Below are 17731 nucleotides of genomic sequence, written 5' to 3'. Positions count from 1 at the left end.
TGCAAATGTAAGTGCTTTTTATTTAACAGCCAAACTTTTTATAATTAATTTTTTTCGAAGTTTTTACAACCTTCTCAATTACTAATCTTCATTATTTAACCGCCTCCTGCGCTGCCTATCATAACTGATTTGCGGGTGCAAAAGTAAGTGATTTTTTCGCCGCACCAAACTTTTATATCACTAATTTTAAAATATTATGATAAGTAGTTGAGTGATAGAGGGATTTATTTTAGAATATAATCATGTTCCTTTCTTATAAGGCCAAACTTGTTAACAATAATCTGACTAGGAAAATTTTACTTATTAGGCTATATCGGCTTAATCTATTTTAGAATTAGTCAAACCTAAACTTGAAAAATAATTTTTGAGATTAGTTCTTTGCTTCGTTGTAAGATTGGCTTCGGGGTGATAATTAATATAAGAACTTAGTGGCATTTGTAAATTACCCACCGTAAGAATACTTTTCTCTATGGCATTTTGTTTCAGTTCTTTATTATAACTCCCCCATTCCGAAAAATTAAGATGTTCTCGCCCCTCATTAATATGATCTTTGAGTGTCCAAGAGATTGGTGCAACATAGGCGTATTTTGGATATTTAGTTTCGTTGGAATGGCAGTCATAGCATGCATTCTTCAGGATTACTCGGATATTCTGCGGTGTTTTGTAAATATCTACAAAATTGTCTTTAGCATCCACAGGCTTATTTTCCCTGTCTACCGGTATAAGTTGGATGGCCACAAAAGCTGCGCCGATCCAAAAAACTACTTTTTTCAATTGACTGGTTGTTCTTCTTTGGTTAAATCCCAATTTTCATTAATCTCCCACATTGGCCGGATATTAATTTTCGTCATTATATCTTTATCGCCTGCTTTTTTAAAGAGGTATGCATCTTCGGACATGGTTTCGGTTGCAAAATCAGCAGTGTCCCAATATCCGTTTTCATTATTATCTACCAATATCCTCAACTTGTAAGCACCAGGCTTGATATTGGTAAATTTAACCTCGGTCTGGTTGACATATTGTTGATAGTCTGGCTCATTTTTATCATTAAGAAGCTGAATCCAGAATTTCTGTGAGGGTGCATTAACAAGATGCGCGGTAAAACTTCCGAACTCATCGGCTTTTAATGCTTCAAAATCGAAACGGACACTTTCGCTAAGCCTGTTATAAAAAGACAAAACCGTATTCTTGGGAACCGTCAACTGATACTTTTTACCCGGAACAAAATCAGACTTGACAATAATTTGCGTAGAATCCAATTCCGAAATTTTTGCAGTGAAATTTTGTGCAATACTGTCGGAAACCAATTTCCAGTTTTCCGGCTGTATTTTATTAATGATATAATTAGAAGAAAATCTAAAGTCGGATTGTGGAGCCAGTTTATTGCCAAATGGATTGGCAACTGTCATATCATCTTTTGCCGGTTTTTTATAAAAGACAGACATCGTGTCTTGTTTGGTTCCGGTGTCATAGGAAAACTTGAGGTTTTCGCTTACATTAACTCCAATATTTTCTTTGGTGGCATCAAACCAAATCCTTACAGAATCAGACTTCGACCTGTGTGTAACTTTGTAATCAGCAGGCTTATCACCCACGACTCTTACAATAGCTTTATCTGGATTGCCCTCAAAGGACATTGCAATCCCTCCAGGAGCAACCGCCATGTCTTTGTACTTGACCAATTTTTTTGATGGGAACGTTCTTAGCTTAATCCCCGAAACATTATTTTCTAACGTGATAGGATCTTTTTGAAATGCGATGCCCTCTTTTCCCGGATCATAGATAGAATTTCCATTTTCATCATCAAACCCTAAAATTTTATACTTGCCCGGTGTCAGATAATTAAGTTCAAAATATCCATCGGGATCTGCCTTTGTAATGTAATAGGGCTTTTGGCGGTAATCCATGGTATCTTTTACCTGATATAGGCCAACAATCAGATTTTTTTCTTTCCCTTCTGAGTTTTTCTCGTTACCAAGGGCATCAGTTATTGATCCACTGATGTAAAGATCATCAATCTTAGAACCTGTAGAAAATGCAAAATTAAAATACGGCAAAGCATTCCCTTCATTAAGATCTACCACCGAGTTCCCAAAATTGAAATTATAAGTAGTGTTGGCCTGCAACGTATCCTTCCATTGGATTTGCAGGTACTTGTTCCCTGTAGAAGAAGGGATAATCTTAGAATACTTAATTGGTGGCGAAATAATCAGGTTTTTGCTGACATCTTTCAATGTAATATATTCATCAAAGTCGATTCTGAGTTCTTTAATATCTCTTGGGACATTAATCCTAGTGGTATCTATATTGGATCCGATCATTTTTGGAGGAATAGTATCCTTTTTCCCTCCAACCGGAGATCCTACCCTGGCACAACTTACCAAAACCGACAATGCAAAAAGCCAAAGAAGAAAATGCTTCATTATTTAATAAAAATATTTAGAATCAAGATTTCAGATTATTCCTAAAATCTTAATCCACAAAATTAAGCAAACTTTGATAATATGTGGAGACAAATAACAACCTAACCGCAGACGACATGAATTAATCTTAGCTAGAAAGAAACTACCCAAGTGAAAATTTTAATTACCAAAAAAATGAGTCCTTGCTAGAACTCATTATATATATGTTTGAGAATATTCTTATCCTCTTCGGTAAGCGGTACTTTTCTGCGCTCCATTGCCTTTTCTGCTACTTCGTAAGATTTGTCCAGACGGAATTTGATATCGCCTTTCATCCCGCCCCAGGAAAAATTCTCCACAAGGTTTGGCGGAAATCCCGATTTGAAAATATTGGCCGCCACCCCGACAACCGTTCCTGTATTAAGTTGAGTATTGATGGCTGTTTTGGCGTGATCTCCCATTATCAGACCGCAGAACTGAAGCCCGGTGTCCAGAAAACTTTTCTTTCTATAATTCCAAAGTTTGACAGAGGCATAATTATTTTTGAGGTTGGATGAGTTGGTATCTGCGCCCAAATTGCACCATTCGCCAATCACAGAATTACCCACAAAACCATCGTGACCTTTGTTAGAATAACCAAAAATTACCAAATTATTGACCTCACCGCCAATTTTTGAATGCGGACCAATCGTAGTGCCACCGTATACTTTGGCTCCGAGGTTAATTTTAGACTCTTCACACAGTGCCAATGAACCGCGGATATTGCAACCTTCCATAATTTCGGCATTTTTCCCAATATAGATTTTACCCGTTTTGCAATTGATGGTCGAAAACTCGACAACAGCGCCTTCTTCAATAAAAAGATTTTCCAGATCGCCTAGAAATCCATTGGTAGAAGACAATTCCTGAGAATCACGGCCTGCAGTTATCAGTTTAAAATCAAAATCAATAGCTTTATCGTTATAAGAAAAGATGTCGGTGGGTTTCTCTACAAAAAACAATTTTTCTGTGATGTCAGTCATTTTGGAAATCTGATTCAGCGAAAAATTGTCCATATTGATATTAGCTACCAAAACTTCGTTCTCGTAAACCAACGCTTCACCTGGCTGGAGCTCCTTTATCTGTTGTAAAACCTCATCCGAAGGAAAAAAATTAGGAACAATAAACAGACTTTGTTTCGGTTCCGGCTTTTTAAATTTATCCTGAAGATAATTCTCGGTGATGTAAAAAACGTCATCAATGCCAAGCAGTTTTTTCCACCGTTCCGCAAAGGTTAGGATTCCCATACGCATCTCTGCGACAGGTTTTGTAAAGGTTAACGGAAGAAAATCTTCCCAATATTGTGCGTCTGAAAAAACAAGTTGCATCTTGGCTTTGAGTTTAAAGTTGTATGTTGAGCAAAAATAACAAAAAAAGCCTATCAGAAATCCGAAAGGCTTTGGTATTTGTAAAATTGGCTAAGATTATTTAGCGAATTTTTTGTATTTGTTCATAAACTTGTCAACTCTACCAGCAGTGTCAACCAATTTAGTTTTACCTGTGTAGAAAGGGTGAGAAGTAGAAGAGATTTCCATTTTGATCAAAGGATATTCTGCTCCTTCGTACTGGATGGTGTCTTTTGTTTCAGCAGTAGATTTGCAAAGAAAAACTTCGTCGTTACTCATATCTTTGAAAACTACCAATCTATAATTTTCTGGGTGTATGCCTTGTTTCATTTGGAACTATTTTTATTTTTTTATTGACAAATGGAATCTTTCGATTTCATTCTGACTTATTGTTTCTTAATTGTCAAATGCAACCTTTCGGTTTCATTTTTTTAAATAATTATTAAAAATTGAGCTTCGGACGTAATGGATCCACTCGGCTCTGGTTTTGGTCTGCAAAAATAATAATAATTTTTTATTCTGCAAATTTTTATTGACAATTACTTCTTCTTAAACTGATTGATGGCATTAACCGTAAATTCTGATAGAACCAGTTGCCCACTTACAGCAGCACGTTCTGTCAAAAGTTGATCCCAATTATCTGTGCCTTTCCAGAAGATTTCTTTTAACTTAAACATTGCCTCTGGATTAGATTTGGCCAATTTCTCCGCCAGCAGGTTAATTTCTGCATCCATCTCTTCGGGCGTTTCATAAACATCCTGGTACATGTTTTTTTCTCTTGCCCATTCTGCCGAGTAAAATTCGGTTGCATTAATTGCTAATTGTGCAAAAGATGACGTTCCGATTTTTTTTTCTACAACAGGGCCAATAACGAACGGACCAATCCCAACAGCCAGTTCACTTAGTTTAACCCAAGCATTTTCTGTCGCAAATGTATAATCAGCAGCACAGGCAATCCCAACACCACCGCCAACAGCTTTCCCGTGGATTCTTGCTATAATCAGTTTTGGAGATTTCCGCATCGCGTTGATTACATTCGCAAAACCGGAAAAGAATGTTTTCCCCGTTTCGAAATCTTTAATCGAAATCAATTCGTTAAAAGACGCACCTGCACAAAAGGCTTTTTCGCCGCCGCTTTTCAGAATAATCACTTTGACCTCATCATTTTGACTGAGATTATTAATTTCTTCTACCAGATTTTTAAGTTGTGAACTCGGCATCGAATTGCTTTGAGGATGAAAAAACTCGATAGTTCCGATTCCGTTTTGCATTGTTGATTTTACGTATGCTTCCATTTATTAATATTATAATTGAATGAATAAAAGATTTAAAACGTCAAGTTGCAATCTTTTATCTTTATTATTTTCTCTTGTTTCTTAAGTTTACTCTTGATTCAGTTTTTTGACCATTGTCAGAATTGTCGAAATTGCAACAGTCTCTCCCGTTTCGTCATAAACATCAACTAACCAGCGAACAATTCCTTTGGCAATGTCTTCTTCATCACGTTTTTCCTGATTGATTTTTTCTTTACAGGTCAATTTCACACCAATCGTCATTCCTGGATAAACAGGTTTTACAAAACGACATTCGTCCAAACCATAATTCAGTAAAACAGGACCTTTTCTCGCATCAACAAATAATCCCGCTGCTTTACTCAAAATGAAATATCCGTGCGCCACTCTGCCTTCGAAAATTGTTCCTTCCAAAGATGTTGCATCCATATGCGCATAAAAATTATCTCCTGAAACATTGGCAAAATTAGTAATATCTGCTTCTGTTACGGTATGTTTTGCGGTAACATAAGTTTCGCCGATTTTCAACTCTTCAAAATGTTTTCTGAATGGATGAATATTATCTTCCCATTGTTTTCCTCCGTATTGATATTGCTGCGTAATATGTGTTAAAGTAGTTGGTGAACCCTGAATCGCCGTGCGTTGCATATAATGAAGAACACCACGTTTTCCTCCCATTTCTTCACCACCACCTGCTCTTCCGGGACCGCCGTGAATCAGCATTGGCAAAGGCGAACCGTGACCTGTGCTTTCTTTAGCACAATCGGAATTGAGAATCAGAATTCGTCCGTGCATCGACGCTGCCCCGATAACAAAATCTCTTGCAAAATCATCATCAGCCGTCACAACCGAACAACAAAGCGAACCTTTTCCCATTCTTGCTAATTCAATTGCTTCATCCAAATTATTATAAGGAATGATTGTACTCACCGGTCCAAAAGCTTCGATGTTATGGCAATCTGTATATTTAAACGGATCAGAATTAAGGAATAAAATCGGAGAAATGAATGCGCCTTTATCTTTATCTGCTCCTTTCACTTCAAAATTGTCCAGATTTCCGAAAACGATTTCCTGAGTTTTGGATAAGTCCTGAACTTTCTCAGAAACTTCTTTCACTTGGTCTTTATTAGCCAAAGCGCCCATTCTCACGCCCTCTACATTTGGGTCGCCAATGATAACTCCCGAAAGTCTTTGCCCAAGAGCAATCTGAACATCCTCAACCAAATTTGCAGGAACTAGCAATCGTCTGACCGCCGTACATTTTTGTCCGGCTTTGGTTGTCATTTCGCGTGTTGCTTCTTTGATGAACAAATCAAATTCAGCTGTTCCAGGTTTTGCATCTTCTCCCAAAACCATTGCATTTAATGAGTCTGCTTCCAAATTGAAAGGAACAGATTCTTCAATAATTTTCGGATGAGCTTTCAGCATTTTTCCTGTGGAAGCCGAGCCAGTGAATGTCACAACATCTTCCATTGTCACATTGTCTAGAATTCCGTTGGCTGAACCACAAATCAATTGTAAGCTTCCTTCCGGTAAAATTTGTGAAGCGATGATTTCCTTAACAACAACTTCGGTCAAAAAACTCGTTGCTGTTGCAGGTTTTACAATCGCCGGAACACCAGCCAAAAGATTGACTGCAATTTTTTCCAACATTCCCCAAACTGGAAAATTAAATGCATTGATATGAATTGCAACACCTCGTTTTGGTGTGCAAATATGATGACCGATGAATGTTCCTTCCTTCGAAAGCTTCACAGATTCGCCATCTATATAATAAGGTAAGTCCGGAAATTGTCTTCTCAATGATGCATTCGAAAATAAATTGCCGATTCCGCCTTCGATGTCCACCCAAGAATCTGCTTTGGTTGCACCAGTTGCCCAACTGACTTTGTAGAAGATATCTTTCTTTTCCATCAAATGAAAAGCGAGTTTCTTCAGCATTAAACCTCTTTCTTGGAAAGTCATTTTTCTCAAAGCTGGACCTCCGACTTTTCTGGCATAATCCATCATTTCGCCAAAATCCAAACCTTTGGACGTTGCCGTTGCCACCAATTCTCCATTGATAGAATTATATAAAGCCTGCCCTTCCCCTTCTCCTTTTATCCATCTGCCGAGGGCGTAATTTTCTAGTTGCATTTTTTCTGTATTAAGTATTATGTAAAATGTACAAAGTAGAATGCAGTGTTAAATGTACTTTTTACTTTGTACATTCTACTTTTTACAACTAATTAAACTTTCGCAATAATCACCGCAAAACCTTGTCCCAAACCGACACACATTGTTGCCAGCGCATATTTTTTATTCTGATGTTGCAGTTCATACATTGCGGAATTCAGGATTCTTGCGCCACTCATTCCGAGTGGATGTCCAAGTGCAATCGCACCACCATTTGGATTGATTCTGGAATCGTCATCGGCTAAATTCCAAGCTCTGATGCACGCTAAACTTTGTGCAGCAAATGCTTCATTCAGTTCAATAACATCAATATCATTAAATGTCAATCCAGCTTTTTGCAATGCCAATTCTGCTGCTTTTACCGGCCCAATTCCCATAAATTTGGGTTCAACACCGACTACAGCACTCGAAACAATTCTTGCTTTTGGAGTCAATCCAAATTCGTTAATCGCATTTTCCGAAGCTAATAAATTAACTGCAGCGCCGTCATTTAATCCGGAAGCATTTCCTGCGGTGATGGTTCCGTCTTTTTTAAATGCTGTTCTCAAATTTGACAAACCTTCCAAAGTTGTATCATTCTTAGGAAACTCATCTTTGTCGAAAATCAAATCGACACCTTTTCTCTGAGGAATATTAACACCGACAATTTCTTGAGACAATCTTCCGTTTTCGTGTGCAACTTTGGCTTTTTGCTGAGAATTAAAAGCAAACAAATCTTGGTCTTCTCTGGAAATATTATCTCGTTCAGCCAAGTTTTCTGCTGTTTCACCCATGGCATCCACACCGTACATTTCTTTCATTTTGGGATTGATGAAACGCCAGCCGAAAGTCGTATCATAGATTTTAGCATCGCCACCAAAAGAATTTTCGGATTTTGAAATCACCAAAGGTCCACGTGTCATATTTTCTACACCTCCGGAAATCATCAAATCCGCATCACCAACTTGAATTGCTCTTGCTGCATTAATCGCTGCCGATAATCCGGAAGCGCAAAGTCTATTAACTGTTTCACCAGGAACGTGATAATCCAAACCAGACAACAAAGCCGACATTCTCGCTATGTTTCGGTTGTCTTCGCCAGCCTGATTCGCACAACCTAAAACAACATCGTAGATTTTACTCTGGTCGATATTCGGATTTCTTTCCAATAGTTTTTTGATGACAAAAGCCGCCATATCATCAGGACGAACCGAAGATAAACTCCCTTTCAGTTTTCCAATCGGCGTCCGGATACCGTCTATTATATATACTTGGTTCATAGTCAATTTATCGCAAAGGCGGTCATATTTTTTTAATTATTATGCTTATAAGTCGCAAATATCTATCCTGGTATTTATAAATTATTTACGATTCGTTTCACGCTATCTTTATAGAAATCAGTTCTGAAATTCATAAGTAACCCAAGTTTACAACCTGTCATTTTCAAATAGGTGAGAATTTGAGCTTTGTGAACATCATTCAATACATCAACTGTTTTGATTTCAATAATTAACTTGTTTTCTACTAATAAATCTATTCTATATGCATTTTCAATTTTTAAATCGTCATAGATAATTGGTAAATATTTTTGTCGTTCAACGTGAAGACCTGACTTTTTAATATCGTGATAAAGACATTGTTCATATACATTTTCAAACATTCCGGCTCCAAGTTTCTTGTATATATTAAATCCTAAATCAACAACAATTTTTGATAAATCGTTTTCGTTCATCATTTTGTGTTTTATGTTTAATTCGATTTCAAAATTTGCGACTTACAAGCAGAAAAAATAAAGTTCAAATTTTCCGCCTTTGCGTTTAATTTTTATAGAAAGTTTTATTTTGTATGATGTAATTTCTAATAACCGGACTGCATCTGTAACGATCTTCGTGATAGTATTCATAAAGTTGGTCCAATTCTTTTTCAAGATTATCCAAACCAAATTCATCTGCCCATTTTAATAATCCTTTTGGATAATTGACACCTTTTGTCATTGCCAAATCGATGTCTTCTGCGGAAGCAATTCCAAGAAAATTAGCATCTGCAGCTTCGTTCATCAGCATTACTAAAATTCTTTTGAAAATCGATTCTAATAATTCCTGATTTTCATTTGGCTTTATTTGCTCAGCTGTTTCAGAGTAATCATAAAAACCTCTTCCTGATTTCTTTCCGAAATACCCGGCTTCAAATAATCTTTTTTGTGTGAATGACGGTTTGAATTTCGGGTCATAAAAGAATTCTTTGAAAACACTTTCTGTCACTCTATAATTGACATCGTGACCGATGAAATCCATTAATTGAAATGGTCCCATTCTGAATCCGCCCAAACTCGTCATTGCAAAATCAATGGTTGCACAGTCTGCAATTCCTTCTTCCAAAATTCGGATTGCTTCTCCATAAAATGGTCTTGCAACGCGATTCACAATAAAACCAGGTGTATCTTTTGCAATAACCGGTAATTTTTTCCAACTTTCTACTAAGACTTTCGTTTTCGAAATCAAATCCTTGTCTGTCTGAACTGCAGGAATAATCTCTACCAAAGCCATCAAAGGTGCCGGATTAAAGAAATGAATTCCAATCACTCGTTCCGGTTTCTGACAAGCAGATGCAATGGATGCAATGGATAATGATGACGTATTGGTCGCCAAAATACAATCTTCGGAAACCAGACTTTCCAGCTTTTGAAACAAATCTTTCTTAATTCCTAAATCTTCAACAATTGCTTCGATAATTAATTCGGAATCTTTTAATTCGGATAATTTATCGCTTAATCTAATATTATCGAAATAAGTTTCAGCTTCTTCGAATGTCATTTTGCCTTTCTCAGCCAATTTCTGAAACTGTGCTTCGAGGTTTTGACCGGCTTTTTCTACAGCCAATGGATTGCTGTCGTACAACAAAACCTCGTTTCCGGCTGTCGCCAAAACCTGTGCTATTCCGCTTCCCATTGCGCCACTACCGACTATTCCTATTTTCATTTTTTATTGTAAAATGTATGATGTAAAAAGTATAATGACTTTTCTATTTTGTTTTTAACTAAATAACTGATTAATGACATTTAAAATAATCAAAAGGCTCCTTGCAATCATCACATTGATACAGTGCCTTGCAGGCTGTAGAACCAAACTGGCTTACCAAACGCGTGTGTTTTGAATTGCAAAGCGGACACTCGACCTCATCTGTTTTTGAGAATAGCTCGTCACTACTTTTTGAATAGACAGGTGGTGCGATGCCGTAGGCTTTCAATTTTTGTTTTCCTTCTTCCGTCATCCAATCGGTGGTCCAAGCCGGACTTAGTCGATTGGTCAATTTAATATTATTGAAACCTTTTTCAATCAGTTTCATTCTGATAGCCATATTAATCATAGATGTGGCGGGGCAACCAGAATAAGTTGGTGTCACTACAATTTCTATTTCATCTTCATTAAGATTCACATCGCGGATAATTCCCAAATCCAAAAGATTGAGAACGGGAACTTCCGGGTCGGGAACTTCCTTTAGGATTTGCCAGATATGTTCTTCTGTGACTGTCATTTTTTACTTTATCATCCGTTGTTTTCCGTACATTAAAAATTTTTTAAACCTGTAGGAAAATTCGCCTGTTTACTCATTTTAAAAATTATTGCTTGACCAATTTTATAGAGTTGTGATTGAAATCAACGACGTTGTAATTTCCATTTATTTCCGATAGAGTCGAGTGAAGAAAAATTGTTTTATCTTTTTGTTTCCATTGACCCTGGGTGTAAATGGTGTCGTACTTTGTTTTTTCACTTGTTGCAGTATTCCCATAAATCAATACTCTTTTAACTTTCAGAATGTCTGTTCTTAAATCCAATTCTATATGCCTTTCAAAAACATTTTTAGGAAGATTGTCCAGTCCGAAATAGTAACCTCTCGAATACGTATCGCAATTGGACGCAATCACATCAATTTCTCCTTCATCATACTTCTTATCTTTTTTGGTTAAAAAAACAGTATCATTATTTTTTGTCATCCCAGCCAGCCACAGGTCTTTTAATTTGATGGATGCAAAATCTTTATTGATCTTTCGTAAAACAATCGTATCCATATCCCAGGCGCTTCCTTCCGAGACACCACCGCGACCACTTTTAGCAGTTAGAAATCGTTTTTCATAACCACGTTTTATAATATCTTCACGGATGAAAATAGGATTTCTGCCAAAGAGCGTGACAAATCCCATCTCCGTTATTTCTGGCAATTCGAATCTGCCGTGTCTATCTGTCATTGTTTCCCCAACGTTACAGCTGTCTACAGGAGCGCCCTTTTCATCAATGATGACACCTGTTAATTTAGGTCTCAGGACTTTTTTGGTACAAGAAAAAATCAATAAAGAAAAAATGACCAAGCGAAATATATTTTTCATTTTTGAATTTGTTTTTCTCTGATTCGTCAAGACTTAGCTTACAGTTTACCATTCCACATTAGGATAGGTACGTTGCATCATTTGCATTTCTGCTAAGATATAACCCATTTTCTCGGTATGTTTTCCGTCTTTCCCGCCGGTTAATTGTCTCGATTTTGAGAAATCAACAGACAAAGTTGCTTCATTCAGGATTTCCAGAACTTTTGTTTCCCATTTTGCTCGGAAAGTTCTTATATCTGGAATGATGTTTTGTTCAATTAATTCTAATTCCCAGTTGGTTGGAATGAACATCTCGTCTGTAAAGTCAATAATACTTTCAACTGATTTTTGAATTTTGTTGTGACTTTCTTCCGTTCCGTCTCCTAAACGAATCATCCATTCGCTGCTCCATTTCAGATGATAGGTCACTTCTTTCAAAGATTTTTCGGCAATGGAAGCGAGTTTCAAATCGGGATGATTCTTCAATTCGCTTAATAATAAATGATGATACACATCAAAGAAAAATTGTCTCGCCATCGTATCTCCGAAATGCCCGTTTTCTCTTTCAACTAGAAGTAAATTCCTGAACTCGCGCTCGTTTCTAAGAAAAGCTAAATCATCTTCGGTCTTCCCTTCATCCTGAATTTCGGCAGCGTATTGATAATAGTTGGAAGATTCTCCCAACAAATCCAAAGCGATGTTGGACATCGCAATATCCTGCTCCAAGACTGGTCCTTTGCCACACCATTCGCAAAGACGCTGACCGAGAATCAGGCTGGTGTCTGCAAGATGCAGAATATTATTTAGCCAGTTATTTTGATTGTTTTCCATTTTAAATAACGCTCTTTTTAAACGTTGAATTACAGCAGCCCGACTTGAGCGAAAATCCTTTTTGTTTTTTTGCTAAAAAATAAAAAGATTGGGAGCGGAAGGCGGATTAAGCTGCCCTAAAAATCATATTACATATTTTTCACTTCCTCCGGAACGTGATAAAACGTGGGATGGCGGTAAACTTTGTCTTCCGAAGGTTCGTAAAATGCTTCGAAATCATCGGGATTGGTGGCGTGGATATGCTTGGATTCTACGACCCAAATGCTGACACCTTCCATCCTTCTGGTATACACATCGCGTGCATTTTGGATTGCCATTTCTGCATCGGCAGCGTGGAGACTGCCCACGTGCTTGTGATCCAAACCTTGTCTGCTCCTGATAAAAACCTCCCAAAGCGGCCACTCTGTATTTTGCATTTTAGACTGTTTTTCTATTTTGTTCTTCTCTTAATTTTCTTTTCTCGTGATAAGCGGTTGCCGCTTCTCTTACCCAAGCGCCTTCATCGAAGGCTTTTTTGCGGGTTTCGATTCTTTCTTTGTTACAAGCTCCGTTTCCTTTGACCACTTTCCAAAATTCGTCCCAATCGATTTCTCCGAATTCGTAATGTCCGGTTACTTCATTGAATTTCAAATCCGGGTCGGGAATCGTCAAGCCCAGATATTCTGCCTGAGGAATGGAAACATCTACGAAACGCTGTCTCAGCTCGTCATTGGTGAAGCGTTTGATGCGCCATTTCATTGAGAGTTCTGTGTTTCCGGATTCGGCATCTTTGGGTCCGAACATCATCAAAGTCGGCCACCACCAACGGTTGAAGGCATCCTGAGCCATCGCTTTCTGCTCCGGCGAACCTTGCGTGAGTTTCATCATCAGCTCGTAACCTTGTCTTTGGTGGAAACTTTCTTCCTTGCAAATCCTAACCATCGCTCTGGCATAAGGTCCGTAAGACGCTCTGCAAAGCGGAACCTGATTCAGAATTGCAGCACCGTCTACCAACCAGCCGATTGCGCCCATATCTGCCCAAGTCAAAGTTGGATAGTTGAAAATACTGGAATATTTGGCTTTTCCGGAATGTAAATCATTAATCGTTTCATCTCTTGTAACACCCAAAGTTTCGGCAGCACAATAGAGATAAAGTCCGTGTCCGGCTTCGTCCTGAACTTTTGCCAATAGGATTTTCTTTCGGTTTAAAGTTGGGGCACGAGTAATCCAATTCGCTTCCGGCAACATCCCGACAATCTCGGAATGGGCGTGCTGGGAAATCTGGCGAACCAAGGTTTTTCTGTACGCATCAGGCATCCAGTCTTTTGGCTCGATACGGATTTCGCTGTCTATTTTATTCTGAAAATGTTCTTCTAAATTGATTTCTGTTGTTTCCATAATATCTTTGTTTAACAGAATTATTTTATATCAAAATTCACAACCACTTCCTCCGACCGCGGATGTGCTTGACACGACAAAATAAATCCTGCTGCAATCTCGTCAGTTTCGAGGGAATAATTGATGTCCATTTCTACTTCACCTTTTTCTAATTTGCATTTGCACGTCGCACAAACGCCGCCTTTGCAAGCGTACGGCAAATCGGCTCCGTTTTGTAAAGCGGCGTCCAAAATCGTTGGTCCGTGATAAGCTAAATCTAGCGTCAAAGCTGTTGCATCCAATTTCACAGTGACTTTGCTAAAATCATCATCGGATTTATTAATTGCCTGATCGTGCTCCTTTTTCTTTTCCGCAGAGGCCGCGCTGAAGAATAATTCGAAATGAATTTTCTTTGCCTCAACACCTGATTGGATTAAAGTATCTCTCACGCTTAGAATCATTTCTTCTGGTCCGCAGAGGAAAACCTCATCTATTTTTTCTGCCGGAATAATATTCCTAATAAAAGATTCTGCTTTTTCGGAATTGATTCTTCCGCTGAACAAATCTGCATCTGCAACTTCGCGACTGAGAATGTGATAAATGCTCAATCGCTCCATAAAACGGTTTTTCAAGGCTTCGATTTCTTCTTTGAAAATAATTGTTCCTTTATTTTTGTTTCCATAAATCAGAACAAACTGACTTTGCGGTTCATTTTTCAAAACAGATTTAATAATCGAAATAATCGGTGTGATTCCACTTCCTGCAGCAAAAGCGACGTAAGTTTTTTTGTTTTCGGGATTGAGTTCTGTGTAGAATTTTCCCATTGGAGGCATTACTTCCAGAACGTAGCCTTCCTTCAAGTTTTCATTCATAAAAGAAGAGAACAAACCTTCAGGAACTTTTTTCACAGCGACTTTTAATTCGCCTTCGCACGGACTTGCACAAATCGAATAAGAACGACGAAGCTCTTGTTCGCCATTCATTTGTCGAAATGTCAAATATTGTCCTTGTATGAATTTGAATTGTTCAGATAATTCTGCTGGAACATCAAAACTCACGGAAACGCAATCTTGAGTTTCTTTCTTGACTTTTTTGACGATTAAAGGGTGAAATGTTGTTGACATTCTTATTTGCAAAATGTATAATTTAAAAAGTACAATGACTTTTAATTCTAATTATTTAAACCCTGCATCAACAAAGTTTTCAAATCTTCTTCCAATTCCTGCGGTGTGATTTCTCGGCTTGGTTTGTACCATAATTCTATCCATCGGATTGAAGATAACATTGTGAATAATGCCACAGAAACGTTCATTTTTTTGAATTCTCCACTTTCCATTCCTTGTTCTATGATGTTGGCAAAGCTTTTTTCGTAGGACTTTCGGATTTGCTTGTATTGATTTTTCTTCTCTTCAGAAAGATATTTCCAATCGTTATTCGCTACAGAAACAGACGCTGAATCTTCTATAATCAGCTGAACGTGAAGTCCAATAATTGCTCTCAGTTTATCCTGAAAACTTTGATTGGTGTTTTCGATTTCCTGCAATTGCGAAATATATTGATTGGCAATTTTGAAACAAATCAATTCCAGAATTTCGTCTTTGGATTTGATATGATTGTACATACTTGCGGCTTCCATTCCTACTTTTTCAGCCAAGTCTCGCATACTGGTTCCGCTGAAACCTTTCTCTTTGAAAAGCTTTGCAGCTTCTTCCAAAATCAATTCCTTTTTATTGATTTTGATTTTCGGGTTAAGAATATTTTCTTCCATCATTTTAATATTTCAACAACTTTTCTATTTCTTTAAGTAATTTTTCTGTGTTGGGTAAAACCTCTTTCTCCAATTCGGAATTGATAGGAATTGCAGGAAGATTCTTTGCGCCAACTACCTTTACCGGCGCATCCAGATGTTTGAAACAATTTTCACTAATTCTCGCAGCTAGACTTTGTGCAAAGCTATTATTGACTGGTTCTTCTGTCAAAACAATGCATCTATTATGCTTTTTCACACTTTCAAAAACTCGGTTTTCATCCAGAGGTGCAAGTGTTCTTAAATCGATGATTTCGATTTGATTATCAAATTCTTTTGCGGCACTCGAAGCCCAATAAACGCCCATTCCATAAGTAATGATTGTTAAAGTTGGTTTATCATTTTGATTATCACAAAGCAAAACTTCTCTTGCTTTCCCCAACGGAATGATGTAATCCTCATCTGGTTCAATAGTTTTCGCCGCTTCGGTTCCTTCGATTTTTGACCAATATAATCCTTTGTGTTCCAGCATTACAACAGGATTAGGGTCATAGAAGGCGGCTTTCATCAAACCTTTCAAATCTGCACCTGTTGAAGGATAAGCGATTTTGATTCCTTTTATATTACACAAAACGCTTTCCACAGAACTTGAATGGTAAGGTCCGCCACTTCCGTAAGCGCCAATTGGTACTCTGAGAATCATTGACACCGGCCACTTTCCATTAGACAAATAATAACTTCTGGAAACTTCGGTAAATAACTGGTTCAAACCTGGCCAAATATAATCTGCGAATTGAACTTCGACAATAGGTTTCAGTCCCACTGCACTCATTCCAACCGTTGAGCCTACTATAAATGCTTCCTGAATTGGCGTATTGAAAACTCTTTTCTCTCCAAATTGAGCTGCCAAAGTAATGGCTTCACGAAAAACGCCCCCCAATCTCAATCCAACATCTTGTCCATACAATAAAGCTTCCGGATGTTTTTGCATCAATTCTCTGATGGCGAATAATGCACAATCTACCATTACAGTTGGAGTTTTTCCGCTTGGGGAACGTTCGCCTTTTTCTTCCGTAATTGGTGTTGGTGCAAAATCGTATTTGTAAGTATCTTCAGGTTTTGGATCTTCCGCTAAAAGCGCATTTTCAAAGTCCTTTCTTACCAAATTCTGAACTTCTTTTTCAATTAATTCAACTTCGGAATCATCTATGCTGAATTCTGAAAGTTCATTTCTTAATTTGATTAATGGGTCTTGTTTTTGACATTCTTCCAAATCATCCCGATACCATTCTTTTCTAACTCCGGAAGTATGATGATTTAATAGTGGAACTTTCGCGTGAATCAGCATTGGTCGTCTTTCTTCACGGATGATTTTGATGCATTCTTTTACGGTTTCGTAAGATTTGATAAAATCCGTTCCGTCAATGGTTCTTGTTTCGATACCGTTGAAACCCTGCATATATTTTGTAATATCCTGAGCACGGATTTCGTCTACGTTGGCAGAGATATCCCATTCGTTGTCCTGAACAAGGTAAAGAATCGGCAATTGTTTCAAGGCTGCCATTTGGAAAGCTTCGGAAACTTCACCTTCGGTACAGCTTGCATCACCGAGTGAACAAACGGCAATTGGTTTTTGCTCAAGATTTTCAACAATCCCGATTTCCTCCTTGTATTTCATCCCCATTGCAATTCCAGTTGTGGGGATGGCTTGCATCCCTGTTCCGGAACTCTGATGAATCATTTTTGGGAAATCCTCTCTTCTTAAACTTGGATGTGCGTAATAAGTCCTTCCGCCAGAGAATGGGTCATCCTTTTTTGCTAAAAGCTGGAGCATCAATTCATAAGGCGTTAATCCAACGCCCAAAAGAATTGAATCATCTCTATAATAAGGGCTCACAAAATCTTGTGGCAATAACTGCATTCCCAACGCCAACTGAATGGCTTCGTGTCCGCGGGAAGTGGCATGAACGTATTTCGAGGTTATCTTTTTTTCCTGCTCAAACAAATCGGTCATTGTTTTTGCGGTAAACATCAGACGATAAGCCGATTTGAGTAAATCAGTTAGACTCAATTCTTTGTTTAAAAAATGTTCTTCTGTGATTTGCATATTTAAACATTTGACATTCAAACTATTATTTTACGCTTTAACAATTTGAATGTGATTGATTCAAAAATACACTTTTTTATTAAACTAACAAATG

17 protein-coding genes are annotated in these 17731 nt (G+C 37.8%); all 17 read right to left on the bottom strand.

Annotated elements, in window-relative coordinates; all coding sequences use genetic code 11:
• Positions 1 to 318: 318 nt before the first annotated feature.
• On the bottom strand, positions 319 to 774 hold the full coding sequence (locus tag AC00Y6_RS13170) for a heme-binding domain-containing protein (RefSeq protein WP_474491070.1): 456 nt from the start codon (positions 772 to 774) through the stop codon (positions 319 to 321).
• On the bottom strand, positions 771 to 2423 hold the full coding sequence (locus AC00Y6_RS13165; RefSeq protein WP_474491069.1) for an Ig-like domain-containing domain: 1653 nt from the start codon (positions 2421 to 2423) through the stop codon (positions 771 to 773). Before AC00Y6_RS13165 ends, AC00Y6_RS13170 begins: the two co-directional genes overlap by 4 nt.
• A 185-nt stretch (positions 2424 to 2608) precedes the next feature.
• Complete coding sequence (locus AC00Y6_RS13160; RefSeq protein WP_474491068.1) at positions 2609 to 3769, bottom strand: GlmU family protein; 1161 nt, start codon at positions 3767 to 3769, stop codon at positions 2609 to 2611.
• Positions 3770 to 3865: 96 nt separating this feature from the next.
• Positions 3866 to 4117 (bottom strand): type B 50S ribosomal protein L31, encoded by a 252-nt coding sequence (locus AC00Y6_RS13155; protein ID WP_474491067.1) that lies wholly within the window; start codon positions 4115 to 4117, stop codon positions 3866 to 3868.
• 209 nt (positions 4118 to 4326) lie between these two features.
• Positions 4327 to 5082, bottom strand: a complete 756-nt coding sequence (locus AC00Y6_RS13150; RefSeq protein WP_474491066.1) for an enoyl-CoA hydratase/isomerase family protein — start codon at positions 5080 to 5082, stop codon at positions 4327 to 4329.
• 87 nt (positions 5083 to 5169) lie between these two features.
• The gene (gene paaZ / locus AC00Y6_RS13145; protein ID WP_474491065.1) at positions 5170 to 7215 is read right to left on the bottom strand and encodes a phenylacetic acid degradation bifunctional protein PaaZ; all 2046 of its coding nucleotides are present in this window, start codon (positions 7213 to 7215) and stop codon (positions 5170 to 5172) included.
• A 92-nt stretch (positions 7216 to 7307) separates the two neighbouring features.
• Positions 7308 to 8513, bottom strand: coding sequence for a 3-oxoadipyl-CoA thiolase (gene pcaF / locus AC00Y6_RS13140; protein ID WP_474491064.1), 1206 nt, complete (start codon positions 8511 to 8513; stop codon positions 7308 to 7310).
• Positions 8514 to 8587: 74 nt separating this feature from the next.
• A complete protein-coding gene (locus AC00Y6_RS13135) occupies positions 8588 to 8968 on the bottom strand; it encodes a GxxExxY protein (RefSeq protein ID WP_474491063.1) in 381 nt (126 codons plus the stop codon).
• A gap of 82 nt (positions 8969 to 9050) precedes the next feature.
• Positions 9051 to 10211, bottom strand: coding sequence for a 3-hydroxyacyl-CoA dehydrogenase NAD-binding domain-containing protein (locus tag AC00Y6_RS13130; RefSeq protein WP_474491062.1), 1161 nt, complete (start codon positions 10209 to 10211; stop codon positions 9051 to 9053).
• A gap of 70 nt (positions 10212 to 10281) precedes the next feature.
• The gene (gene paaD, locus AC00Y6_RS13125; RefSeq protein WP_474491061.1) at positions 10282 to 10767 is read right to left on the bottom strand and encodes a 1,2-phenylacetyl-CoA epoxidase subunit PaaD; all 486 of its coding nucleotides are present in this window, start codon (positions 10765 to 10767) and stop codon (positions 10282 to 10284) included.
• Between the two features lie 85 nt (positions 10768 to 10852).
• A complete protein-coding gene (locus AC00Y6_RS13120; protein WP_474491060.1) occupies positions 10853 to 11617 on the bottom strand; it encodes a hypothetical protein in 765 nt (254 codons plus the stop codon).
• 45 nt (positions 11618 to 11662) lie between these two features.
• A complete protein-coding gene (paaC, locus tag AC00Y6_RS13115) occupies positions 11663 to 12427 on the bottom strand; it encodes a 1,2-phenylacetyl-CoA epoxidase subunit PaaC (RefSeq protein WP_474491059.1) in 765 nt (254 codons plus the stop codon).
• A gap of 128 nt (positions 12428 to 12555) precedes the next feature.
• Positions 12556 to 12843, bottom strand: coding sequence for a 1,2-phenylacetyl-CoA epoxidase subunit PaaB (gene paaB, locus AC00Y6_RS13110; RefSeq protein WP_474491058.1), 288 nt, complete (start codon positions 12841 to 12843; stop codon positions 12556 to 12558).
• A gap of 1 nt (position 12844) precedes the next feature.
• Positions 12845 to 13804, bottom strand: a complete 960-nt coding sequence (paaA, locus tag AC00Y6_RS13105; protein ID WP_474491057.1) for a 1,2-phenylacetyl-CoA epoxidase subunit PaaA — start codon at positions 13802 to 13804, stop codon at positions 12845 to 12847.
• 20 nt (positions 13805 to 13824) lie between these two features.
• A complete protein-coding gene (paaE, locus tag AC00Y6_RS13100; RefSeq protein WP_474491056.1) occupies positions 13825 to 14907 on the bottom strand; it encodes a 1,2-phenylacetyl-CoA epoxidase subunit PaaE in 1083 nt (360 codons plus the stop codon).
• Positions 14908 to 14954: 47 nt separating this feature from the next.
• Positions 14955 to 15554 carry a TetR/AcrR family transcriptional regulator gene (locus AC00Y6_RS13095; protein ID WP_474491055.1) on the bottom strand — a complete coding sequence of 200 codons (600 nt, stop codon included), beginning with the start codon at positions 15552 to 15554 and terminating at the stop codon, positions 14955 to 14957.
• Between the two features lies 1 nt (position 15555).
• Positions 15556 to 17637 (bottom strand): alpha-ketoacid dehydrogenase subunit alpha/beta, encoded by a 2082-nt coding sequence (locus AC00Y6_RS13090; protein ID WP_474491054.1) that lies wholly within the window; start codon positions 17635 to 17637, stop codon positions 15556 to 15558.
• Between the last annotated feature and the right edge of the window lie 94 nt (positions 17638 to 17731).

It is taken from the genome of Epilithonimonas sp. (genome assembly GCF_056329745.1).
This window is presented reverse-complemented; position numbering and strand designations above follow the sequence as displayed.